Annotated in this window: 20 protein-coding genes; 8 read left to right on the plus strand and 12 right to left on the minus strand. The window is 69.5% G+C overall.

Translation table 11 applies throughout. The features are described 5' to 3' along the window. Positions 1 to 34: 34 nt before the first annotated feature. Genes ACWPN7_RS32615 through proV form a run of 3 tightly spaced genes read right to left on the minus strand, consistent with a single transcriptional unit; the run spans position 35 to position 3,110 of the window. Positions 35 to 931, minus strand: a complete 897-nt coding sequence (locus ACWPN7_RS32615; RefSeq protein ID WP_459197490.1) for a glycine betaine ABC transporter substrate-binding protein — start codon at positions 929 to 931, stop codon at positions 35 to 37. Between the two features lie 41 nt (positions 932 to 972). After that, complete coding sequence (locus ACWPN7_RS32620; RefSeq protein WP_149648933.1) at positions 973 to 1,911, minus strand: ABC transporter permease; 939 nt, start codon at positions 1,909 to 1,911, stop codon at positions 973 to 975. 2 nt (positions 1,912 to 1,913) lie between these two features. Beyond that, a complete protein-coding gene (gene proV, locus ACWPN7_RS32625; RefSeq protein WP_103040458.1) occupies positions 1,914 to 3,110 on the minus strand; it encodes a glycine betaine/L-proline ABC transporter ATP-binding protein ProV in 1,197 nt (398 codons plus the stop codon). Between the two features lie 631 nt (positions 3,111 to 3,741). Between proV and ACWPN7_RS32630 the strand changes: the two genes are divergently transcribed. Further along, positions 3,742 to 5,781 carry a M3 family metallopeptidase gene (locus tag ACWPN7_RS32630; protein ID WP_459197489.1) on the plus strand — a complete coding sequence of 680 codons (2,040 nt, stop codon included), beginning with the start codon at positions 3,742 to 3,744 and terminating at the stop codon, positions 5,779 to 5,781. Positions 5,782 to 5,870: 89 nt separating this feature from the next. Then, positions 5,871 to 6,446, plus strand: coding sequence for a HutD/Ves family protein (locus tag ACWPN7_RS32635; RefSeq protein ID WP_459197488.1), 576 nt, complete (start codon positions 5,871 to 5,873; stop codon positions 6,444 to 6,446). A 19-nt stretch (positions 6,447 to 6,465) separates the two neighbouring features. On the opposite strand, the gene ACWPN7_RS32640 is transcribed toward ACWPN7_RS32635, so the two are convergent. From ACWPN7_RS32640 to hutG, 4 genes are all read right to left on the minus strand, one after another. After that, positions 6,466 to 7,077, minus strand: a complete 612-nt coding sequence (locus ACWPN7_RS32640; RefSeq protein ID WP_407823752.1) for an MliC family protein — start codon at positions 7,075 to 7,077, stop codon at positions 6,466 to 6,468. A gap of 218 nt (positions 7,078 to 7,295) precedes the next feature. Then, positions 7,296 to 8,084, minus strand: coding sequence for an IclR family transcriptional regulator (locus tag ACWPN7_RS32645; protein ID WP_040136031.1), 789 nt, complete (start codon positions 8,082 to 8,084; stop codon positions 7,296 to 7,298). Continuing rightward, on the minus strand, positions 8,081 to 9,478 hold the full coding sequence (locus ACWPN7_RS32650; protein WP_459197487.1) for a formimidoylglutamate deiminase: 1,398 nt from the start codon (positions 9,476 to 9,478) through the stop codon (positions 8,081 to 8,083). Before ACWPN7_RS32650 ends, ACWPN7_RS32645 begins: the two co-directional genes overlap by 4 nt. Positions 9,479 to 9,489: 11 nt before the next feature. Beyond that, on the minus strand, positions 9,490 to 10,290 hold the full coding sequence (hutG, locus tag ACWPN7_RS32655) for an N-formylglutamate deformylase (RefSeq protein WP_149648930.1): 801 nt from the start codon (positions 10,288 to 10,290) through the stop codon (positions 9,490 to 9,492). A 286-nt stretch (positions 10,291 to 10,576) separates the two neighbouring features. Here hutG and ACWPN7_RS32660 point away from each other — a divergent pair, with 286 nt between their 5' ends. The 5 genes from ACWPN7_RS32660 (at position 10,577) to ACWPN7_RS32680 (ending at position 15,362) form a co-directional block, all read left to right on the plus strand. Continuing rightward, the gene (locus tag ACWPN7_RS32660; protein ID WP_145682111.1) at positions 10,577 to 11,374 is read left to right on the plus strand and encodes a glutamine ABC transporter substrate-binding protein; all 798 of its coding nucleotides are present in this window, start codon (positions 10,577 to 10,579) and stop codon (positions 11,372 to 11,374) included. A 31-nt stretch (positions 11,375 to 11,405) separates the two neighbouring features. After that, entirely contained in the window at positions 11,406 to 12,068 is a 663-nt protein-coding gene (locus ACWPN7_RS32665; protein ID WP_014241975.1) for an amino acid ABC transporter permease, read from the plus strand. Between the two features lie 4 nt (positions 12,069 to 12,072). Next, the gene (locus tag ACWPN7_RS32670; protein WP_137105833.1) at positions 12,073 to 12,882 is read left to right on the plus strand and encodes an amino acid ABC transporter ATP-binding protein; all 810 of its coding nucleotides are present in this window, start codon (positions 12,073 to 12,075) and stop codon (positions 12,880 to 12,882) included. 13 nt (positions 12,883 to 12,895) lie between these two features. Then, positions 12,896 to 14,089 carry an MFS transporter gene (locus tag ACWPN7_RS32675; protein WP_459197486.1) on the plus strand — a complete coding sequence of 398 codons (1,194 nt, stop codon included), beginning with the start codon at positions 12,896 to 12,898 and terminating at the stop codon, positions 14,087 to 14,089. Positions 14,090 to 14,165: 76 nt separating this feature from the next. Then, positions 14,166 to 15,362, plus strand: coding sequence for an ATP-dependent DNA helicase (locus ACWPN7_RS32680; RefSeq protein WP_200475435.1), 1,197 nt, complete (start codon positions 14,166 to 14,168; stop codon positions 15,360 to 15,362). 153 nt (positions 15,363 to 15,515) lie between these two features. Here the strand turns inward: ACWPN7_RS32680 and ACWPN7_RS32685 are convergent, their stop codons facing one another. From ACWPN7_RS32685 to bla, 4 genes are all read right to left on the minus strand, one after another. Beyond that, positions 15,516 to 18,623 (minus strand): molybdopterin dinucleotide binding domain-containing protein, encoded by a 3,108-nt coding sequence (locus ACWPN7_RS32685; RefSeq protein WP_459197485.1) that lies wholly within the window; start codon positions 18,621 to 18,623, stop codon positions 15,516 to 15,518. A 14-nt stretch (positions 18,624 to 18,637) separates the two neighbouring features. Next, a complete protein-coding gene (nrfD, locus tag ACWPN7_RS32690; protein ID WP_459197484.1) occupies positions 18,638 to 19,771 on the minus strand; it encodes an NrfD/PsrC family molybdoenzyme membrane anchor subunit in 1,134 nt (377 codons plus the stop codon). Next, complete coding sequence (dsrO, locus tag ACWPN7_RS32695) at positions 19,771 to 20,523, minus strand: sulfate reduction electron transfer complex DsrMKJOP subunit DsrO (protein ID WP_200475432.1); 753 nt, start codon at positions 20,521 to 20,523, stop codon at positions 19,771 to 19,773. The genes nrfD and dsrO overlap by 1 nt, the downstream gene beginning before the upstream one ends. Positions 20,524 to 20,691: 168 nt before the next feature. After that, positions 20,692 to 21,582, minus strand: a complete 891-nt coding sequence (gene bla / locus ACWPN7_RS32700; RefSeq protein ID WP_459197483.1) for a class A beta-lactamase — start codon at positions 21,580 to 21,582, stop codon at positions 20,692 to 20,694. Between the two features lie 107 nt (positions 21,583 to 21,689). Between bla and ACWPN7_RS32705 the strand changes: the two genes are divergently transcribed. Beyond that, the gene (locus ACWPN7_RS32705; protein ID WP_456530476.1) at positions 21,690 to 22,565 is read left to right on the plus strand and encodes a LysR family transcriptional regulator; all 876 of its coding nucleotides are present in this window, start codon (positions 21,690 to 21,692) and stop codon (positions 22,563 to 22,565) included. A gap of 9 nt (positions 22,566 to 22,574) precedes the next feature. On the opposite strand, the gene ACWPN7_RS32710 is transcribed toward ACWPN7_RS32705, so the two are convergent. Next, complete coding sequence (locus ACWPN7_RS32710) at positions 22,575 to 23,561, minus strand: aldo/keto reductase (RefSeq protein ID WP_451994993.1); 987 nt, start codon at positions 23,559 to 23,561, stop codon at positions 22,575 to 22,577. Positions 23,562 to 23,639: the final 78 nt, after the last annotated feature.

The following is a 23,639-nucleotide window of genomic DNA, read 5'->3' on the forward strand; positions in this document are numbered from 1 at the left end:
GAGGCCGTGAGGTGCAGACAGGGCCTCGGGCTGGTTAGGAGGCTGGCATCTCGCCGGTCACCCAATAGTCCACGCGCTGCTTGTTGTTGGCGATGTAGGTGTCGATCGCCTTGTCGTAGGAGGTGGCGTCGGCCTCCAGCATGATCTTCTCCAGATCATCCAGCGGCAGATACATCCGGGTCAGGAACTCGGCGACCTTGGGGTGCTCCTGGTAGAAGTTCTTGCGGGCCATGACGTGGACGCGCTCCAGCCCGCCCAGCGAGCCCTTCGGGTCCTCCAGATAGCGCAGCTTCCACTTGGCGAACATCCAGTGCGGGCTCCAGGCGGTGACGGCGATCCAGTCCTCGCGCCGGTCGGCGCGGCCGAGCGCGGCGGTCATCGCCGCGCCGCTGGCCGACACCAGCTCGTAGCCGTCGAGGCCGTAGTCCTTCAGCGCCTTCTCGGACGCCTGCATCAGGCCCGAACCGGGGTCGATGCCCTGGATCTTGCCCTTCAGCTTCTCGCGGATTTCCGGCTTGGCGAGGTCGGCGATGGTCTTCACCTGATCCTCCGGCACATAGTCCGGCACGGCCCAGCCCAGGCGGGCGCGGGTGTAGAGCATGCCCAGCGGCACGATGTCCTTGCCCACCTTGTCCAGGTAGGAGGCGTGGGTGGTCGGCAGCCAGGACATCATCATGAAGTCGAGGTCGCCCTTGGCGAGCCCCTGATACTGCAGGCCGATGTCGGCAAGCACCAGCTCGACCGGCTGATCCAGCCGTTCCTGGATGAGGCGTTGGGCGAGCTTGGTCACCGCCTCGGCGTCGGACCAAGCGGTCCAGCCGATGCGGACCGGCTTCTTGTCCTCGGCGGCAATGCTGGCGGAGGACAGGGCGGTGCTGCCGATCACGGCGGCGATGCCGAGGGCCATCATCTTCAGAAACGTGCGTCTCATGCAAAAAATCCTTTGTTTTGTATGGTTTTGGGGATGGCGGTTCATCCCGCTTCGGTGACTCCGTGCGTGGGAGACAGGTGCGCGTCGTCCTTCGGCTGCGCCGCGCGGCGGCGGCTCAGCAGGGAGCGCAAGGCGGACCGGGGGGAGCGTCCCCCCGCGTCCGGGGTTCCGAAACTCTGGGTGATGCGGTCGAGCAGGATCGCCAGGATCACCACGGCCAGCCCGCCCTCGACGCCGAGGCCGATGTCCAGCCGCTGGATGCCGCGCAGCACCTCGTTGCCGACGCCGCCCGCCCCGATCATCGAGGCGATGACGACCATCGACAGCGACAGCATGATGGTCTGGTTGATGCCCGCCATGATCGACGGCAGCGCGGTCGGCATCTGCACCTTGAAGAGGAGCTGGCGCGGCGTGCAGCCGAAGGCGAGGCCGGCCTCGACCAGCTCGTGCGGGACCTGCCGGATGCCCAGGCTGGTCAGGCGGACGACCGGCGGCATGGCGAAGATGATCGTCGCAATGATTCCCGGCACGCGGCCCAGACCGAACAGCATGGCCGCCGGGATCAGATAGACGAAGGCCGGCATGGTCTGCATCAGGTCGAGCGCGGGGCGCACCACCGTTTCCACCCGGTCGTTGCGCGCGGCGACGATGCCCAGCGGAACGCCGATGGTCAGGGCGATGGCGGTCGCCGTCAGCACCAGGGCCAGCGTGTCCACCGTCTGGTGCCACATGCCCAGCCCGGCGACGACCAGCAGCGAGGCCGCGGCGAACAGCGCGAAGCGCCAGCCGTTCCGCCACAGCCCGATCAACACCACGATGGCGGCCAGCGCCACGCCGGGCAGCGAGGTCAGGGCGGCCTGGACGCCGTCGGCGACCGCGCCGACCACGAGGTCGATGCCGTCGAACAGCCATTGCGCGTGGTCCAGGAGAAACATCACGGCGGCGTCGGCCCAATCGCCGATGGGAAGCTTGAAGTCCATGGTCAGCGCGTCCGTCCAAGGGTTTCCAGATAGGCGGTCTTGGAGATCGCCCCGACATAGGCGCCCTGCCCATCCACCACCGGCAGCGGGCACGGGGCCGACGCGATGCGCGGCAGCACCTCGTCCATCGGCAGGTCGACGGGCAACGGCTCGATGCCCGGAAGCAGCGCCTCGTCCAGCGTGGCGGAGCCGTTGTGCCGCTCGATGGCGGTGACCAGCGTTTCCACCGACACCACGCCGTGGAAGCGGCGGCGGCCATCCTGGACGTAACCGAACTCGCGGTCGCGCTCGCGCAGCTGGCGGACGGCGGCGCGCGGGCCTTCGCCGGTGTGGCGGATCAGAGTCACCTGATCGCGCCGGGCGATGTCGCCCGCCGTCAGGATCTTGGTGACGTCGATGTTGCGGAAGAAGGAGCGGACGTAGTCGTTGGCCGGCTGCTTGAGGATCTCGTCCGGGCGCCCAACCTGGATGATCTGGCCGCCTTCCATGATGGCCAGACGGTCGCCAATGCGGATCGCCTCGTCCAGATCGTGGCTGATGAAGACGATGGTGCGCTGCCGTTCGGCCTGAAGGCGCAGCAGCTCGTCCTGCATCTCCGTGCGGATCAACGGATCGAGGGCCGAGAAGGCCTCGTCCATCAGCAGGACGGACGGCTCGTTGGCGAGCGCGCGGGCCAGACCGACGCGCTGTTGCATGCCGCCCGACAGCTCCCGCGGGAAGCTTTCCGCGTAGGCGCCGAGGCCGACCGCGTCCAGCGCCTGCTGCGCCTTGTCGCGCCGCGCCTTCAGGCTTTCCCCGGCGATCTCCAGCCCGAAGGCGGCGTTCTCCCACACCCGCAGGTGCGGCAGCAGGGCGAAGGACTGGAACACCATGCCCAGGTCGCGCCGCCGCAGCTCGGTCAGCTCGGCGCGCGACAGCTTGGTGATGTCCCGCCCGTCGATCCGGATCTCGCCCGCGGTCGGGTCGATCAGCCGGTTGAGCATGCGGACCAGCGTCGATTTGCCGGAGCCCGACAGGCCCATGATGACGAAGATTTCACCGGCCTCGACCTCGAATGTGGCGTCGAGGACGCCCACGGTCTGGCCGGTTCTTTTAAAGATCTCTTCCTTGGAAAGACCCGCCTTCAGCAGGTCGAGCGCCTGACGTGGGTGGCGCCCGAAAATCCGGGTGACGCCGTTTACGGCAATTTTCGCGGTCATCCGCTGATGCCTCCGCTCTTGGCAAAATGCGTGTGGTTCCGGAGCCCGAACGGGACCGGTCCGTCTTGCAGCCTTCATTGGAAGCAGGGGGAAGCAGGGGCGTGCCGGGGTGGAGAGGCACGCGAGGCAAGGACTTTCGTCCGCACGCCAGCAATTTTGACAGCCGCGTCGCGACCGCCTCCCGCCAACCACAGGGAAAGTAAAGCTACATGAGAAAACGCAAAAACAGCGAAGACTCATGAAATTGAAGGCTATATGAACAAGAAAACAGATTTATCTATGCATGCATACCGATGTCACCTCTGAAACAGACTGGGGTTGTAGGGAAATGCGCACACGGAATGGCGCTCCTGAAGCGCGTTCAAGAGGACAATTCCTGGCCGCCACTGACAAGAGGCTAACAAACTTTAGGAGAGATTTGAAGCCTTTTTATGTCTCGGTTGGATACGGCACCGGATCAATGTCGTTCAAGCATAGGTTTGAAGGCTTATTATCCTAGAATGACACTGTCATTCCCTCCTTTTTCGCCGCTCTGGGATGCGCCCTGTGGCGACCGGTGTGTTGTGGCGGCGGACCGGTTGCGGCATCATGTCCTTGCATGTCTTCCGTTTCCGGTCAGCAAGGGGCCTTGATGAGCAACCCGTTCTTCGAAACCTGGACCACGCCCTTCGGCCTGCCGCCCTTCGACCGCATCCAGGCCGAGCATTTTCCGCCCGCCTTCGACCATGGCATGGCGGAAAACATCGCGGAGATCGCGGCGATCACCGGAAACCCCGACGCCCCGACCTTCGCCAACACCATCGAGGCGATGGAGCGCGGCGGGCGCTTCCTGAACCGGGTCGGCGGCGTGTTCTGGAACCTGAACTCCAGCAACACCACCGACGCGCTGGAGACCATTGCCCGCGACTACGCGCCGAAATTCGCCCAGCATTCCATGCGCATTGCGCTGGACCCGGCGCTGTTCGCCCGCGTCGCGGACCTCTACGAGCGGCGCGACACGCTGGACCTCGCCCCCGACCAGCTGCGCCTGCTGGAGCGCCAGCATCTGGGATTCGTGCGCAGCGGCGCGCTGCTGCCGCCGGACGCCAAGGCGCGGATGACCGCGATCACCGAGCGGCTGGCCACCCTGCACACGCTGTTCGGCCAGAATGTGCTGCACGACGAGAAGGACTGGCAGCTCGTGCTGGAGGAGAGCGACCTCGCCGGCCTGCCGGACTTCACGCGCAACGCCGCCGCCCAGGCCGCCAAGGAGCGCGGGCAGGAGGGCAAGTACGTCATCACGCTGGCCCGCTCCTCGGTGGAGCCTTTCCTGACCTTCTCGGCCCGCCGCGACCTGCGGCAGGTGGCCTACGAGGCCTGGATCCGCCGCGGCGAGCATGAGGGCGAGCACGACAACCGCCCGCTGATCCGGGAGATCGTCGCGCTGCGCACCGAGCAGGCGAAGCTGATGGGCTACGCCAGCTACGCCGACTTCAAGCTGGACGACAGCATGGCGAAGGACACCTCCGCCGTCGAACGGCTGCTGCTGCAGGTCTGGGGACCGGCCAAGGAGAAGGCGGCCGCCGAGCGCGCGGAGCTTCAGGACTGCGCCCGGGCGGAGGGCATGAACGAGCCGATCGCCCCCTGGGACTGGCGCTATTACGCGGAGAAGGTCCGGCAGGCCAAGTACGACATCGACGAGGCGGAGGTGAAGCCCTACTTCGTGCTGGAGAACATGGTGCGCGCGGCCTTCGACACCGCCGGGCGCCTGTTCGGGCTGACCTTCACCGAGCGGCCCGACCTGCCGGTCTACCACCCGGACGTCCGTGTCTACGAGGTGACGGAAAAGGACGGGCGTCATGTCGGCATTTTCCTGCACGACAATTTCGCCCGGTCGTCCAAGCGGTCCGGCGCCTGGATGAGCAGCTACCGCGACCAGGAGAATTTTGACGGGGCGGTGTCGCCGATCATCGTCAACAACAACAACTTCTCGAAGGGCGAACCGACGCTCCTCAGCTTCGACGACGCCGAGACGCTGTTCCACGAGTTCGGCCATTTCCTGCACGGCTGCCTCAGCAACGTGCGCTACCCGAGCCAGTCCGGCACCTCGGTCCGCCGTGACTTCGTGGAACTGCCCTCGCAGATCTACGAGCACTGGCTGGCGGTTCCGGAAACGCTGTCCACCTACGCCCGCCATCACCAGACCGGGGAGCCGATCCCGCAGAACCTGCTGCGCCGCCTGCTCGCCGCCCGCAACTTCAACCAGGGCTTCGGCACGGTGGAATACACCGCGGCGGCGCTGCTCGACCTGGAGTTCCACACCCGCAGCGACGCCGCCGACACGGATGTCGTCGCCTTCGAGCGGTCGGTGCTGGACAAGATCGGCATGCCGGCGGAGATCGCCGTGCGCCACCGCCCGACCCATTTCCAGCATCTGTTCGCCGGCAGCGGCTACGCCGCGGGCTATTACGCCTATCTGTGGGCGGAGGTGCTCGACGCCGACGGGTTCGAGGCGTTCCTGGAAACCGGCAACCCCTTCGATCCCGACCTTGCGGCGAAGCTGAAGACGATCTATTCGTCGGGCGACACCCGCGACCCGATGGAGCTGTACACCGCCTTCCGCGGACGCGAGCCGCGCATCGAGGCGCTTCTCAAGCACCGGGGCCTGACCCAATCGCTCGGGGACGCCTGACTCGCCGCCCATCGGCGCCGCAGACACGCACACGAGGACAAGGGACAGGGGATGGGCCGGACGCCCTCCCCCGTCCCGCGAGGATTTTGATGGCTGTTTCTCTTCTCGACCCCGCCCGCTACCGCCGCATGCCCTGGAAGAACGGCGGCGGGACGACCACCGAAATCGCCCTCCAGGAGCTGCCCGGCGCCGCCGGCCGCTTCCTGTGGCGGATCAGCATCGCCGACGTGGCGGAGGCCGGCCCCTTCTCCGCCTTCACCGGCTGCGAGCGGCTGATCGCCGTGGTCGAGGGGGCCGGCATGCGGCTGACCGTGGACGGCGTCCCGGCGACCGTCACCAACCGCGCCGCGCCATTCCGCTTCTCCGGCGACGCCGCGGTGGATTGCGCCCTGCTGGACGGGCCGATCCGCGACTTTAACCTGATCTTCGACCGCGAGCGGGCCGACGCCCGGCTCGACATCCTGCCGGCCGACACGGCGGCGGACATCCCGGCCGGTGGCATGGCGCTGGTCCACGCGCTGGACGGAGAGGTGATCCTGCGCACCGGCGACAGCGTGGCGCGGGTGTCGCCGGGCTGGACCGCCCGTCTGGACGACACCGCCGCGACGCTGGAGACCGGGCCGGGAGCCTGCGCCATCCTCGCCCGCGTCGCGGCGCGCGGGTAGAGGGCCCCGGCGTGAGGGCTTACGGCGCCTTCCGGCAGGTCATCTCCGGAGCGCCGTAGCCCCAGGTCACCCGCGCTTCGCCCTGATGCTCCCAAAAGCTCTCGTTGCGGCCCTGGTAGCGGGCGCCGGACGCCGCCGGCTGTCCGACCATCAACGACACGGCGTCGCCGCGCTCGGCGATCATCGTCGGTGGGTCGGTTTCGAAGAAGGTGGCGGTCAGTTCGTTGCCCGCTTGGCCGTCGCAGGCGAAGCGGACGGGGCCGATGGAGGGCACCAGTCGGTACTTGGCCTGAAGCTCGGCGATGCGCAGGCGGTATTGCTCTTCCACGCAGGCGCGGCGGTCGTCGGCCTTCCAGCAGTCGCTCCGGCCCTTGATCCAGCCGCGCTGCTCCGCCTTCAGTGTCGGGGGGTGTTCGTTCGCCGCCTTGGCCGTGGCTTCGCCATAAACGCCGGCCAGCTTGCGGTCGAGCGCCGACAGGCCGGCGTCGGTGCAGACCGTCTGCTCGATGCTGCCCGCCTCCACTTTGGCGCAGGAGAAGGAGGGGGCGGCAGCTTTGGCGGCCAGGGCGGCGCCTCCCCATGCGACCGTCGCCACAAGAGCGATCCGCAGGGCGTTGCGATGCGCACGCATAGGGCTTCTCCCGTGCAATCTTCCGACTCGGTCAGAATGCCGCGTTCTACCTCCCGGGAAAAGACATCCCCTCTCCCCTCTGGGGAGAGGGTTAGGGTGAGGGGGTTGCGCGTGGCAGAACGTCCGGCAAAAGCGCATCCCCCTCCCCCTCCCCACGCCTACGGCGCGGGTCCCCTCCCTCTCCCCAGAGGGGCGAGGGTCAATTGGGCAGTTGCCGCTCAACCGCGCGGCAGGTAGCCGAGCTGGTGCGAGATCGTGTCGGCCGTCTCCACCACCTTGGTCCGCAGATGGTCGAGCGTGGCGGGCTGGTCCATCACGGCGCTGGGGCCGGAGAGGTTGATGGCGGCGATGACCTCGCCCCGGTGGTCGCGGATGGCCGCCGCGATGGCGACGATCCCCGACACGAAGGAGGAGCGGTTCATCGTCCAGCCGCGCTTGCGGTCCTCCGCCACCTCCTGGATCAGCGAGGTCAGCGTGACCGCCGTGGTGTCGCTGTAACGGTCCAGCCGCACGCCGGTGTAGAGCTGCGCGATGGCCTCGTCGCTGAGGCCGCTCAGCAGCATCCGCCCCATCGCGGTGGCGTGGGCCGGCAGGCGGTAGCCGACCGCGATGTTGCTCGACAGCGTCATGTGCGAGTGCGCGCGGTAGACGTAGACGATCTCCGTCCCGTCGCGCACCGCCATGTGGGCGGAGATCTGCGTGCTGTCGCGCAGCCCGTCGATGTAGGGGATCGCCACCTCGATCCCGTCCAGCCCCGACAGGTAATGGTAGCCGAGCTGCATCGACCGCGGCGCCAAGCGGTAGGACTTGCCGTCCCCCACCCGCCCGATGTAGCCGAGATGCTCCAGCGTGAAGACCAGCCGGTAGGCCGAGGCCCGCCCGATCCCCAGCGCCTTGGCGATGTCGGTCAGGGACAGGGTCCGGCGCTGCGGCGTGAACAGCTCCAGAATGGCCAGCCCGCGCTGCAGCGCCGGGGCGATGTAGGTGTTCGGATCCGTTTCGCTCATGTATCCCGGCGCAACCCCTTGATGGCGCGCCGGTAGGCGGCCCGGATGGCGTCCTCCCGGACGTGGCGGCCTTCGCGCACCACGGTCCGCCCCGCAGCGACCACGTCGCGCACGGCGTGCCCGTCGCTGGCGAAGACATAGGCGTCCAGAAGGCTGTCGTCGGTGCGAGAAAGCAGTTTCGGGTTGTCGGCGTCAAGCACGACGAGGTCGGCGGGCTGACCCACCTGAAGACCGCCGCCGGCGACCGGCTGGCCCAGCGCCTGCGCGCCGCCGGCCACCGCCGCCCGGTAGAGGCCGCCGCCGATGGACGGGCAATCCCCGATGCGCAGCACGTTGCGCCGCCTCTGCACCAGCCGCTGGCCGTATTCCAGCAGGCGCAGCTCCTCCGCCGCGGACACGCTGATGTGGCTGTCCGACCCGACGCCGAACCGCCCGCCCTGCGCCAGGAAGGGGATGGCGGGGAACAGCCCATCGCCCAGATTGGCCTCGGTCGTCAGGCAGAGGCCGGCCACGGCCCCGCTCGCCGCCATGCCGTCCACCTCCGCCAGGGTCACATGCGTGGCGTGGACGAGGCACCAGCGCGGCCCCACCGGAGCGTTCTCCAGAAGCCACTCCACCGGGCGCTTGCCGCTCCAGGCGACGCAGTCGTCCACCTCCGCCGTCTGCTCGGCGATGTGGATGTGGATGGGCGCGCCGGGGTCGAGCGCGTCGAGGCCGGCCAGCGCGTCGCGCATCTCCTCCGGCGTCACCGCGCGCAGCGAATGCAGGGCGAGACCGGCGCGGCGGCCCGCCCGCTCCGCGCCCATGGCCTTCTGCATGGCGGAGACGATGGACAGCAGCCCGTCCACGTCGTTGATGAAGCGCTTCTGCCCGTCGGACGGCGGCTTGCCGCCGAAGCCGCTGTGGGCGTAGAGCACCGGCAGGTGGGTCAGGCCGATCCCCGCCGTGTCGGCGGCGGCCAGGATGCGACGCGACATCTCCGCCCGGTCGGCGTAAGGGCGCCCATCGGTGCCGTGGTGGAGGTAGTGGAACTCCGCGACCGCCGTGTAGCCCTGTTTCGCCATCTCCATGTAGAGCAGCGACGCGACGGCCTCCGCCGCCTCCGGCGTCATGCGGCGGACGAAGCCGTACATGGCGTCGCGCCACGTCCAGAAGCTGTCCTCCGACGCGCCGGCGTATTCGGTCAGCCCGGCCATGGCGCGCTGGAAGGCGTGGCTGTGCAGGTTGGGCATGCCGGGGATCACCGGCCCGGCGGCCTGCGGGAGGCCCTCCGCGGAGGCGTCCCGCTCCACCGCCGTCAGCGTGCCCCGCGCGTCGAAGCGCAGCGCCACGTTCGAGGCCCAGCCGTCGGGCAGCAGCGCCCGTCCGCAGAAAAGCCCGTTCATGCCGTCCATCGCCGCCTCCATCACGCCCGTTCCTCAGCCCAATCAGCCATCGCTCCGATGAAGCGCCGGAGATGCGGGCGAATCCGCTCGGCGCGCGCCTCGTCGAAGGCGAAGGGCGCATCCTCCTCCATGTAGGTCACCTGCGCCATCTCGAGCTGCACGGCGTGCCAGCCCTCGGCCGGGCGCCCGAAATGGCGGGTGATGTGGCCGCCCTTGAAGCGCCCGTTGAGGACATGGGTGAAGCCGTCGGCCCCGGCATCCGCGCCGACCGCGACCAGCCGCTCGCTCAGCACGGGATCGGCGCTGCGCCCGTCGTTGGTGCCGATGTTCAGGTCGGGCAGCCGCCCCTCGAACAGCCGCGGCACGACGGAGCGGATGGAATGGGCGTCGAACAGGACCGCCCGCCCGAACTGGTCGCGCAGCCGGGTCATCTCCGCGGTGATGGCGTCGTGGTAGGGCGCCCAGTAGCGGGTGACCCGCTCCGCCACCTCCGCTGCGTTCGGTTCGGCGCCCGGCTGGTACAGCGGCGCCCCGTCGAACAGGGTCGTCGGGCAAAGGCCCGTGGTGGCGCCGCTGTAGAGCGGCGTGTCGTTGCTGGGGCGGTTCAGATCGACGACGTAGCGCGAGAAGCGCGCCTGGATCACCCCGACTCCAAGATCCTCCAGGAAGTCGTAGAGCCGCGGCAGGTGCCAGTCCGTGTCGGGCAGGCCCTGCGCCTCCGGCACCAACCTGCCGATGAATCCGTCCGGCAGCGCCGTGCCGACATGGGGCAGGCTGACCAGCACCGGACGGCGCGCGGCGCGAAACCCGAAAACGTCCATATCCTCTCTCCCGTGCGACAAGTGTTTTGTCAGCAAAACTTTCTGCGTCCCTGTTCGGTCGCCCCCGGCTTCCGCGACGTTCGCGTTACGTGGCCGCAACACCAGCGTTGCCATAGGGCGTCCGACATGCTCCAGTATGACAAACGGCGTTGACGCGACTGTTTTCCCTGGGCAACATATGTTTTATAGGCAAAACATGGCGCTGCCAAGCCGCTCGCTGCGCAAGGGGGTTCCCCGGCGTCCGAAACTGGCAACGCAGGCGCAACGAACAGGGAAATTCCGACCCATGAAGTCCTTTGGTAAGTTTCTCGCCGCCGCCTCCTTCGCCGCCGCCGCGGTCGTCACGATGGTCGGCGCCGGGTCCGTCCCGGCCCGCGCCGAGGACGCGGTAATCGCTTCGATCAAGCAGAACGGCACCTTCCGCGTTGGCGTGGACGCCACCTTCGCGCCCTTCGAATTCTCGCAGGACGGCAAGAAGACCGGCTTCGACATCGAGCTGGTCGAGGCCATCGCCAAGGAGCTGGGCGCCACCAAGGGCGTCGAGTGGGTGGACATCGACTTCAAGGGCCTGATCCCCGGCCTGATGGCCAACCGCTTCGACATGATCGCCTCGGCCATGTACATCACCGAGGAGCGCCGCAAGGTCGTCGCCTTCTCCGACACCTACTATCCGGGTGGCCTCGTCATCATGGTCAAGGCGAACAACACCGCCGTGAAGGGCCCGGCCGACCTCGAAGGCAAGACCGCCGCCGTGCAGATCGGCACCAAGTCGGTCGTCCATCTGAAGGAGCATTTCCCGAAGACGAAGATCGTCGAGGTCGAGACCAACGCCGAGATGTTCGGGCAGGTCGAGACCGGCCGCACCGACGTCGCGGTGACCGGCAAGCCCGCCGCCAAGCTCTACGCCCAGACGCATCCGACCGTGAAGGTGCTGGACGACCAGCTCACCACCGAGGATTACGGCTTCGCCATGCGCAAGGACAACACCGAACTGGTGACCAAGGTGAACGCCGCCATCACCAAGCTGAAGGCCGACGGCACCTACCAGAAGCTCATCGACAAGTGGTTCGAAGCCAAGAAGTGATCGATATCCTTGTGAACGGAGGACCCCTCCCGTGACGCTCGACTTCGCCCCCGTCTGGGGAGGGTTGCCGGAGCTGCTGAAGGGCACCGTGGTCACCATCGAGGTGACCGCGGCGGCCTTCCTGCTCAGCGCCGTGCTTGGCCTGCTCGTCGGCATCATCCGCCTCAACCCGGCGCGGCGCGTGCTGTACGGCATCGCGTCGGCCTATGTCGCCTTCATCCGCGGCACGCCGCTTCTGGTGCAGCTCTTCCTGCTGTTCTTCGGCCTGCCGCAGTTCGGCATCCTGCTGCCGGCGATGCTGTGCGGCGTGATCGGGCTTGGCATCTACAGCGGCTCCTACGTGTCGGAGGTGGTGCGCGGCGCCATCCAGTCGATCGACCGCGGCCAGATGGAGGCCGCCCGCTCGCTCGGCATGTCCTACCGCGAGGCGATGTGGGAGGTGGTCCTGCCCCAGGCCTTCCGCCGCATGCTGCCGCCGCTGGGCAACGAGACCATCGCGCTGATCAAGAATTCGGCGCTGGTGTCGCTGCTGACCATCGACGACGTGATGCGCGAGGGACAGCGGATCATCTCCACCAGCTTCCGCGCGCTGGAGGTCTACATCGCGGTGGCGCTGATCTATTTCGTGCTGACCAACGCGGCCACCTGGATCCTGCGCCAGATCGAAAAGCGCATGACCGTGGAAAGAGGGTAAGCCGGTGATCGAGATCCGCAACGTCTACAAGAGCTTCGGCAGCACCGAGGTGCTGAAGGACGTCAGCCTGACCGTGCCGCCGTCGCGCACCACCGTGGTCATCGGCCCGTCCGGTTCGGGCAAGAGCACGCTGCTGCGCTGCTGCAACTGCCTGGAGACCGCCGACCGCGGCGAGATCCGCATCAACCACCGCACCATCATCGCCGACGGCAAGCCGCTGCCCGACAAGGAGCTGAACGCGCTGCGCGCCGAGACCGGCATGGTCTTCCAGTCCTTCAACCTGTTCCCGCACATGACCACGGTGGAGAACGTCATGCGCGCCCCCGTCGTGGTGCGCGGCATGGCCAAGGCCGAGGCGCGGGAGCTGGCGATGGAGCTGCTGCGCAAGGTCGGTCTGGGCGACAAGGCCGACGTCTATCCGTCCACCCTGTCGGGCGGGCAGAAGCAGCGCGCCGCCATCGCCCGCGCGCTTGCCATGAAGCCGAAGGTGATGCTGTTCGACGAGCCGACCTCCGCCCTCGACCCCGAGCTGGTCGGCGAGGTGTTGCAGGTCATGAAGACGCTGGCCGAGGAAGGCATGACCATGATGGTGGTGACCCACGAGATGGGCTTCGCCCGCGAGGTCGCCGACACCGTGGTCGTCATGGCCGATGGGCGCATCGTCGAGTCCGGTTCGCCGGAGCAGATCTTCACCAACCCGACCCAGGAGCGCACCCGCGGCTTCCTGCGCGCGCTGGTGGACGGCCATCTCGCCGGCGCCCGCCCGCAACCGGCGGCCGACGACCCGCTGGACGCCCTGCCCGGCAACCACTGACCCTCCGCCCATCTTGCCCCACACCCAACGGGCGCCCGCCTCGCCGATGACGGTGCTGGCCGCGCTGATCCTCGGCGTCTGCGTCATCCAGGTCGCCAACGGCATCTTGCAGATCCTGCTGCCGCTCCGCCTCGCCGAGGCGGCGGCCCCGCCGATGGTGGTCGGGGCGGTGGCGTCGGCCTATTCGGTCGGCTTCGTGCTGGGCTGCTGGGCGGCCCCCTGGATGATCCGCCGGGTGGGCGGGGTGTGGTCCTTCGCCGCCTTCGGGCTGCTCGCCGCCGCTGCCACGCTTTTGCTGAACCTGCTGCCCGACGCCCAGGCCTGGGTCGGGCTGCGGCTGCTGATGGGGGTGTCCTATGTCGGGATGCTCACCGTCGCGGAAAGCGGTCTGGCCACCCTGTCGCCGCCGGGATCGCGGGGCAGCGTCTTCTCCCTCTACATGATCGCCTGCAAGGTGGCGGTGATCGGCGGCCAGATGCTGCTCGCCAGCCCAAACCTGTCGGCCCTGTGGCTGACCGTCCTGGCGGCGGGCTGCTACGGCCTGTCGCTGGTGCCGGTGGCGGTGATCCGCCCGCCGGCCAGCGCCGCGCCGAAGGGGCCGGCGCCCTCGCCCTGGCAGTATGTGCGGCGGGCGCCGGTGGCCTTCGCCGGCTGCCTGATGGTCGGGCTGTGCAACACCGCGGTCACCGGCATCGGCCCGGCCTGGCTCGCCGGGCTGGCCCTCCCCGCCGCCGGGGTCGCGCTGATCATGTCGGGCATCCAGGTGGGCAGCGTGGTGCTGCAATGGCCGATCGGCCGCGTCTCCGACCGACACGACCGGCGGCTGGTGATCTTCGCGGTGTCCGCCGTGGCGACCGTCGCCGCCTTCCTGATTGCCGCCTTCGCCAACCCGCCCGGCGGGGCGGCGCCGCAGACCGTCCTGCTCGGCCTGTTCACCCTGTGGGGCAGCGCCGCCCTGTCGCTCTACGCGATCTGCGTGGCCCACGCCAACGACCATGTGACGGTGGAGGAGACGGTGCCGCTGGCCAGCGCGCTGCTGCTCGCCTGGGCGTTGGGGGCCGCCCTCGGCCCGCTGCTGGCGACGGCGGCCATGGAATGGTTCGGGCATGACGCGCTGTTCGTCTATGTCGGGGTGGTGTCGGGCGGGCTGACCCTGTTCGCCGGCCTGCGCCGTCTCATCAGCGGCCCTTTCCGCCCCGAGCCGTAAAGGGGCCGTAAGGCTTGGCCGAGGGCGGCCGGGCGGGCTACTGTGTCCCGCCCAGCAGCCCCCCTCCCCGCGTTCCATGCCCAGCACCACCGACACACCGACCGACGAGCAGTTCCGGGCGATCCAGGCCATCGACGCTTGGTACGCCGACCCCGCGGCCCCCCAGATGTTCTGGCTGGCCGGCGAGGCCGGGACCGGCAAGACCAAGACCACCGTCTTCGCGCTGGACCATCTCCAGGACCGCCGCAACCTGGAGAATTTCGTGGTCGGCGCGCCCACCGGCAAGGCCGCGCAGGTGCTGCGCCGCAAGGGCATCGACCGGGCGGCGACGCTGCATTCGCTGATCTACGCGCCCCGGCAGGACGACGACACCGGCGAGCTGTTCTTCGCCCGCAAGTCGGAGGGCAAGTTCGCCGAGGCCGACCTGATCGTCTGCGACGAGGGCTCGATGGTCGGGGACGATGTGGCGGGCGACTTGCTGCGCTCCGGCAAGAAGATCCTGATGATCGCCGACGACTACCAGCTCCCTCCGGTGACCGGCCAGGGCACGCTGACCAAGGGCGAGCCGGATTTCCGGCTGGTCGAGCCGCACCGCACGGCGCGGGAGAGCCCGGTGATCCGGCTCGCCCATCTGCTGCGCCGGCAGGAGCTGCCGCGTCGCTTCGGCACCGCCGGGAACGCCCATGTCCTGCCGCTGAACCGGGTGACCGAGCCGCTGGCCCTGCGGGTGGACACCCAGACCATCTGCGGCACCCACCGTGTGCGCACCGACTTCACCCGGCGCATCCGTGCGCGTCACGGCTTCGACACGGTGATGCCCCAGGCGGGCGAGCGGGTGATCTGCCGCCGCAACGACCGCGAGGAGGGGCTGTTCAACGGCATGATCGGCACGCTGACCCGCCCGGCCGCCGAGGGGCGGGGCCGCCAGGACGGGCTGTGGTCGCTCGGCGTCCATATGGAGGACGAGGTGAAGCCCCGCAGCAAGCTGATGGTCCATCCCTGGATGTTCCAGGCCCACTACAGCGGCGAGACCAAGGCGCCGCGGGTGGAGCGCGACGTGCAGCAGTTCGATTGGGCCTGGATGATCACCTGCCATTCCGCCCAGGGGTCGGAGTTCCCTTCGGTCACCGTGCTCGACGATTCCGCCGCCTTCCGCGAGCACAAGTGGCGCTGGCTCTACACCGCCGTCACCCGCTCGCAGGATGAGCTGTTCCTGCTGCTGCGCAACGCCGATCTCGGTGGGAACTGGCGGATGCCGGACCTCGACGCGTGACGGAGTAAAGTAAACCCTCTCCCCTCCGGGGAGAGGTTGGCCCGCAGGGCCGGTGAGGGGGTTGCGCTACTGCCGGACGTACCGCCAAGCGCAACCCCCTCACCCTGACCCTCTCCCCGGAGGGGAGAGGGGATTTCAAAGGGGATCCATGACTCACGCCGCTGCGGCCACCCGCTCCAGCTTGGCGGGGAGGCCCTGGCGCACCGCCGTTCCGGCGATGGGATCGACCCAGACCGAGGCGCCCGGACGTGTCGGGTCGTGCAGGCCCAGGTCGTTGATGTTCACCCCGGCCCCGATCTCCGGCGCCACCGGCTGGCTGTGGCCGCCGATGACGTGCGGCCGCGCGCCGAACTCCTTGTGGCCGAAGCCGTGCTCGACGGCCAGCACGCCGGGCATCACGCCGTGCCGGACGATGGCGGTCGCCAGCTCCGATCCGCCGGGCGTGGCGATGCGGATGCGGTCGCCGGTGGCGATGCCCAGCCGCCGCGCGTCTTCCGCGTTGATGCCCACTGGGTTCTCCGGGTGCAGATGGCGCAGGCGGCTCGCCGCGATGGTGTAGGCGCTGACCAGCACCGATTTCGAGCTGATGAGCTGGAAGGGCCAGTCCTCCGCCGTGTGGACCTGCCGCATCGGCGTACCATCCGCGAAGGCCGGGGGCGTCCAAGCGGCGGTGCCGGTCCAGCGCCTGCCGGTGACGCTGCTCTTGGCCGCGCCGACCGCCTCGTTGTAGACCAGCAGCCCGTCCTTGAAGCGGTGGGTGGCCCTGTCGCCCTCGAAGCCCTCCGCCTGGTTCTGATAGCGCCCGCCGCGCGCCAGGATGAAGGCGACCTTGCGCCACTCCTCCTCCTTCAACACCGATTGGAGCGCCGGCAGGACGCGGGCGACGCCGGACAGGGCGATGTCCTCGTCGGTGGCGTCGGGCACCGGCTGCTTGCCCAGCCACGCGATGTTGGCGCCGCCGCGCAGGTACCAATCCTCGGGCCGTTCCAGCGGGTGGGTGTTGCCGTCCATGTCGGCGATGGCGTCCGGGCCGAAGCCGGGCAGACCCAGCCGCTTCGCCAGGGCGATCAGGAAAGTCTCCATCTGGACGTGCCGGCCCTCCGCCAGCGGTTCGGTGCGCGGCGTCACCACCGGCCAGCGCGCCGTCGAGGTCTTGGTCGGCACGCCTGCCCAGGGCGCCGCCCAGCCCCAGGTCTCGTACAGCACCGTGTCGGGAATGATGTAGTCGGCGAAGGCCGTGGATTCGTTGATGAAGGGGTCGATGGCGACGATCAGCGGCAGCGCCTTCGGGTCGCGCAGCTTCGCCTCCACCTGGGCGCGGACGCCGGGGATGCCGTAGACCGGGTTGCTGTTCCACAGGAACAGGGCCTTCAGCGGGTACGGGTAGCCGTCCACCAAGCCGCTGGTCAGATACTCGGTGGTGAGCTGCGGGGCGTTGGGGTACCAGGGCGCCTTGGCCGGATAGGGCTTGCCGGCCTCCTTCTTCGCCTTGAACTCGCTGGATTTCTCGTAGGGGATGGGGCGGCTGATGGCGGTGCCGGAGGGTTTCACCTGTCCGGGGAAGCTCGCCAGCCTGTAGCGCGGGCCGTCCTGCTCGTCCGGGAAACGCCCGCCGCCGAAGATGGTGCCGCCCTTCCAGTTCAGGTTGCCGATCAGCGTGTTCAGCGTGACCACGCCGAAGGCGTTGTAGAAGCCGTTGCCGGCCATCATGCCGCCGTGGGTGTTGGCGGCCGCCTTCTTGCCGTGGCTGGTGAACTCCCGCGCCAGACCGGCGATGACGTCGGCGGGGATGCCGCAGGCGTCGGCGTAGCCGGCGAGGTCGAGCCGCATCGCCTGCTCGCGCAGCAGGGTCAGGCTGGTCTTCACCGCGACGTCGCCCGCCGGGGTCGCCACCGTCCCGCCATGGAACAGCATGGCCGGTCCCATCAGCGCGTCGTGGGCCACCGGCGTGCCGGCGGGGTCGAGCACGACGAAGGCGTCCTTGGCGCCGTAGCGCTCCTTCTCGTCCAGCGTTACCCAGCCGAGGTCGGAGGCGCGCAGCATCCGCCCGTCGCGCGGGTGGCCCGCCTGCTGGATCACCAGATGGGTGGCGTTGCACCAGCCGGCCTCGCCCGCCGCCTCCGCCGCCTTGCCGTTGGGCTGGGAGAGATAGTTGGCGTCGATGCGCCCGTTCTCGAACATCCAGCGCATCATGCCCATGACCAGGGCGCCGTCGGTGCCCGGCCGGATGGGAATCCAGTTGGACCGCTCCGCCGCCGCGCGGTTGTCGGCGTTGGTCAGCACCGGATCGACGACGACGTAGTTCAGAACGCCGTCCGTCCGCCCCTTGGCGAGCAGCATGGCCTGCCGCTTGAACGGGTTGCCGGCGTTCGACGGGGCGGTGCCGATGAACAGCACGAACTCGGCGTTCTGCAGGTCCGGCTTGGCGTGCGGCATTTTCTTGGCGTCGCCGAACACCGCCCCGGAGCCGGAGCGGTAGGCGCCGCCGCAGTAGGAGCCGTGGCCGACGAAATTGATCGTCCCCAGCGCTTGGTTGAAAAAGCGCCGCACGAAGGGCTCCCGCCCGTCGTTGACCGACGACAGCAGGGCCACTTGGTTGACCTTCGGCCCCAGCTCGGGTGCGGCCGGATCGATGGGCGTTTTCAGGTCGCGCAGCGCCCTCAGGCCGGGGACCGGGCCTTCGCCGAACAGGTCGCCGCCCTCGGCGATCTCCTCGACCAGCCGGTCGAACGCGATGGGCTCCCAGCGGCCGGAGCCGCGCGGGCCGACCCGCTTCATCGGCGTGGCGACGCGGAAGGGCGAGGTCAGCATCTCCAGCGCCGCGTTGCCCCGGCCGCAGGCGGTCGAGCGGCCCTTCAGTCCCTTCTCGTCCAGCCGCGACAGCGACTTGAAGCTGTCCCTGATCGGCGTGCCATAGGGCAGGAAGGGATCGGTGGACAGCGGGCTGTAGGGGTTGCCGGCGACGCGCAGCACCTTGTTCTTCTCCACGTCCACCCGGACGCGGACGCCGCACAGGGTGGTGCAGCCGAGGCAGGCGACGTTGGCGACGATCTGGCCCGGCGTCGGGGTGAGGTCGCCGGTCGCCGGATCGACGCGGAATTCCGGGGCCGGGGCGTTGCCGGAGATGGCGTGGTCGGGCTTGTCCCCGGCCCAGGCGCCCTTCACGAGCTTGCGCCCGGTGTCGGAGAAGCCACCCGCGAAGGCGGCGAGCGCGCCGCCCGCGGCGCTGGTCTTCAGGAGAAGGCGACGGGAAATCGACATGATGGTTGCTCCGTTCACTCGGCGGCGGCCACGGTTCCGGCGGGCGCATGGGGGGCGCGGGCCGGAGCGGGCGCCGGGCGGCGCGGGGAAGGCAGGATGGCGGTGAGGACGATCAGCAGGAACAGCCAGAGTCCCGCCGTGCCGACGATCCCCAGCAGCCCCTCCGGACCGGCGGGCAGCGCGTAGTCGTAGAATCCGGCGCCGGTCTTCGGCACGGTCTGGCCGCCGATGAACACGGTCCAGCGGAACATCCAGGCGCCGTGCAGGGCGATCAGTCCGGTCAGCAGCCCCGTCCCGGCCGGCTTGGCGACGGCGATGGCGAAGGGCAGCGCGGTGGCGGCGACGGCCCAGACGGCGGTGACGCGCCACGCCTCCGACCCGGCGACGCTGCCCAGCGCCTCAGCGTGGGTGGCGTCCAGCCCGAACAGGCCCAGCGCCAGCCACAGCCCGCCGACCAGCATGACCCCGCCCAGGAAGCCGGCGAGCAGCCGGTTCGCCCGCACCTCCACCGCGCGGTCGTTGCCGGCGGCGAAGCGGTTCAGCAGCAGCACCAGACCGGTGGCACCGGCCAGCGCGGTCAGCAGGAATTGCACGGGCAGGAACGGCGTGTGCCACAGCGGCCGCGCCTTGACCACCGCGACCTCCGCCCCGGTGTAGAGGGCGACCAGCAGCGCGCCCGCCAGGGCGAACAGGCCGGCGGCGCGGATCAGCGCGTCGTTGCGCCCGCCGCCCAGCGACGCCAGCCGGTAGAGCGCGGCAAGGCGGCTGTCCACCCGGCCGTGCGCCTGCAACTCCTCGCGGAAGCAGGCCCAGCCGTAGACCAGCAGGCCGGTGACGTAGAGGGGGATGAAGATCGACCCCCACCACATCCAGGAGGTCGGACGCAGCACGACGTAGAAGTGCCAGAAGCGGCCAGGCTGGTGGAGGTCCGACAGCAGCGCCACCGGAGCGGCCAGCCCGCAGGTCAGCGCCACCAGCAGGGCGGTGCGGCCAAGCGCGCGCCAGTCCTCCCGGGCGAAGGCGTAGCCGGGCAGGCTCAGCAGCAGGCCGCCGACCGACAGGCCGATCAGGAAGAAATACTGAACGGCCCAGGGAAGCCACGCGACCTCGCGGGTCACGTTGATGACCTCGACGATGTGGTTGTCCATCACGCGTGCTCCTTTTGGGCGTGGGTCTCGCGGCTGGGCCGCCAGAGCGTCGGCGTGCCGTCGACCTTCCCTTGGAATCGGGGATCGAGGCCGAGGTAGAAGACGCGCGGCTGGGTCCCCTGCTCCGGCTTCAGCACCTTGGGGCTCTCCTCGCGGACCAGGGTGGCGACGGCGCTGTCCGGATCGTTCAGGTCACCGAAGATGCGGGCGCCGCCGACGCAGGTCTCCACGCAGGCGGGCAGCAGCCCGGCCTCCACGCGGTGGACGCAGAAGGTGCATTTGTCGGCGGTCTGGGTCTCGTGGTTGATGAAGCGCGCGTCGTAGGGGCAGGCCTGGACGCAGTAGGCGCAGCCGACGCAGACGGTGTTGTCCACCACGACGATGCCGTCCCGGCGCTGGAAGGTTGCGCCGGTTGGGCAGACGGGGATGCAGGGTGGGTCCTCGCAGTGGTTGCACAGGCGCGGCAGCATGTAGCTGCCGGCCTTGCCCTGCTCGGTCACCTCGTAGGTGGAGACGATGGTGCGGAAGCTGTTTTCCGGAACGTCGTTCTCCATGATGCAGGCGACTGTGCAGGCTTGGCAGCCCACGCATTTGCGCACGTCCACCACCATCGCCCAGCGGTGCGCCGGATCACCGTCGCGGCGGAGCGGTGCAGCGCCGGGGGCTGCGGCGGCGGGCATCGCGGCCACCGTCGCGGCGCCGATGGTCGCGGCGCCGGCGCCGAGGCAGAAGTTGCGCCTTGATCGGTCCATGGCTGGCCTCTTCGCACCTGATTCCTTCGGCCGCGACGAACCGCGGCCCTATGGTGCGAAGGGTACCGGCGCCCTGCCCCCACTCCCATTGGGGGCATCCCTATACTTCTTAGGGTAAACCCCAGTGACAACATGCCGCACGGGGCGGACCACAGTGTCCGGCGTGGATCAGCCCTTGAGCGCGTCGGCCACTGCCCGCGCCACGCCGGCGTGGATGGCGTCCCGCTCCTTGAAGCTGTCGGCCGTCTCGGTCAGGTAGCTGGTGATCAGCAGCGGCGCCCTCCCCTCCGGCCAGACGATGCCGATGTCGTTGGCCGTCCCGCGCACGCCCGTGCCGGTCTTGTCTCCGACGCGCCAGCCCTTCGGCAGGCCGGCGCGCAGGCGCTTGTCGCCGGTCCGGTTGGCGACCATCCAGGCGATGAGCTGTTCGCGCGACGCCGGGCTCAGCGCGTCGCCCAGCATCAGCCGCTCCATGCTGTGGACCATCGCCGCGGGCGTGGTGGTGTCGCGCGGGTCGCCGGGGATGGCGCTGTTCAGCGACGGCTCGTTGCGGTCCAGCCGGGTTTTCCGGTCGCCCAATGTGCGCAGGAAGGCGGTCAGCCCGGCGGGGTCGCCCACCGCCGGCAGCAGCAGGTTCGCCGCCACGTTGTCGCTGAGCGTCATCGTCGCCTCGCACAGTTCGGCCACCGTGGGGGGCGGGCCGCCGAGGCGGGTTTCGGCGAAGGGGGCGTAGGGGACCATGTCCGCCTTGGTCACCGGGATCGTCCGATCCAGCCGCTCGCGTCCCTCATCCACCCGCTTCAGGATGGCGCCAGCCAAAAGAAATTTGAAGGTGCTGCACATCGGGAAGCGCTCGTCCGCGCGATGCCCGAAGCGCTGCCCGGTGCCGGTGTCGAGCACCGCCACGCCGAGCCGCCCTCCGCTGCGCCTTTCCAGCGCGGCGATGGCGTCCGCCAGCCGCTTGTCCCCGAATTTCCTGGGTTTCTCCGCCTTCACGCCGGTCGCCGCCAGCAGCGTCACGCCGCCCGCCGCGGCCAGGAAAGCCCGCCGTCCGATCATCGTGTCCTCGTCTCATGCCGTGTCGATGGGCGGACGATAAAAAGCTCCTGGCGCTCGAACAAACGATGATAGTTTTCACAAGCCACAAGAAAAACTAATGGCTCTTCATGACCCGCCCCCAGCTTCCGCTCAACGCGCTGCGCGCCTTCGAGGCGTCGGCCCGCCATCTCAGCTTCACCCGCGCCGGGCTGGAGCTGTGCGTCAGCCAGGCGGCGGTCAGCCAGCAGATCCGCACGCTGGAGGCGCGGCTCGGCGTCACCCTGTTCCGCCGCCTGCCGCGCGGCCTTGCCCTGACCGACGAGGGGGCGGCGCTGGTGCCAGTGCTGATGGACGCCTTCGAGCGCATCGGCGCGACGCTCGACCGCTTCGCCGACGGGCGTTACCACGAGGTGCTGACGGTCGGGGTGGTGGGGACCTTCGCCACGGGCTGGCTGCTGCCGCGCCTGCCGGCCTTCACCGCGGCGAACCCGGCGGTCGACCTGCGCATCCTGACCAACAACAACCGGGTCGATCTGGCCGGTGAGGGGCTGGACTTCGCCATCCGTTTCGGCGACGGCTCCTGGCACGGCGTGGAGGCGGTGCCGCTGCTCGACGCCCCGCTGACCCCGCTCTGCGCTCCGGCGCTGGCGCAACGGTTGTCTGCCCCGGCGGACCTCGCGCGGGAGGTGCTGCTGCGCTCATACCGGGTCGAGGAATGGCAGCGCTGGTTCGCGCTGGCCGGGGTGCCCTGCCCGGCCATCCGCGGTCCGGTCTTCGACTCCTCCCCCACCATCGCCGCCGCCGCGGCGATGGGCGCCGGGGTGGCGCTGCTGCCGGCGCGGCTGTTCGGGCACGATCTCGTCACCGACCGGCTGGTCCGCCCCTTCGCCATTGAGGTGCAGGCGGGCCGCTACTGGCTGACCCGCCTGCACTCCCGTCCCGAGACGGCGGCGATGCAGAGCTTCCGCCACTGGATCGCCGCCGCCGTCCGCATGGACGATTAGGCCGGCGCCTCAGGCGGGAGTCGGGGCCTGCTCCGGCAGGACGCCCGCCTGCTTCAGCTCCCGCCAGAAGTCCGCCGGGATCGGCTGCTTCATCAGGGCCATGTTCTCCTGGACGCGCGGCGGGTTCTTGGTGCCCGGAATGACCGACGCGACGACCGGGTGCGCCGCGCAGAACTGCAGCGCCGCCGCCCGCAGGTCCACGCCGTGCCGTTTGGCGATCTCGGCCAGACGGTCGCGCGCCGCCACCTTGTCCGGCGGAGCCTCCTGGTACTCGAAGTTCTTGCCCCCGGCGATCAGACCGGAGTTGTAGGGGCCGCCGACCACGACATGGACGCCGCGTTCCTGGCAGCGCGGGAACAGCGTGTCCAGCGCCGGCTGGTTCAGCAGGCTGTAGCGCCCGGCCAGCAGGAAGACGTCGGGATCGGCGCGCTCCAGCGCCATCACGCAGGGCTCCACCCGGTTGACGCCCAGCCCCCAGCCGCGGATCACGCCCTCTTCGCGGAGCTGGGTCAGCGCCACGGCGGCGCCCTTCATGGCGGTGTCGAACACCTCCAGCCAGCGGTCGCCGTGGGCGTCCTCCGCGCAGTCGTGGATGTAGGCGATGTCGATGCGCGCCATGCCCAGCCGCTGCAGACTGTCCTCGATGGAACGGCGGACCCCGTCGGCGGTGTAGTCGTAGTCCACCCGGAAGGGCAGCCCCTTCACGAAGGGGCCGTGCTGGCCGCCCTTGCTGGCGTCGGCGCGCAGCAGGCGCCCGACCTTGGTGGACAGGACGAACTCGTCGCGCGGACGGTTGCGCAGGACATGGCCGAACCGGTGCTCCGAGATGCCGGGGCCGTATTCCGGCGCCGTGTCGAAATAGCGGATGCCGGCGTCCCAGGCGGCGGCCAGCGTGGCCTCCGCGACGTCGTCCGGCACCTCCTCGAACATGTTGCCGAGCGGAGCGCCACCAAACCCGATGGGTCCGGGCGGAGCGAAATGCTTGCTGTCCGGCATGACCGACCTCTCGTTGTTCCGTGCGTGTGCGGGATTCCAGTCTGCGCTCTGGCGGCGCTTCCCTCAACATGGGGCCTC

The sequence above is a fragment of the Azospirillum sp. UENF 312511 genome, assembly GCF_058780635.1.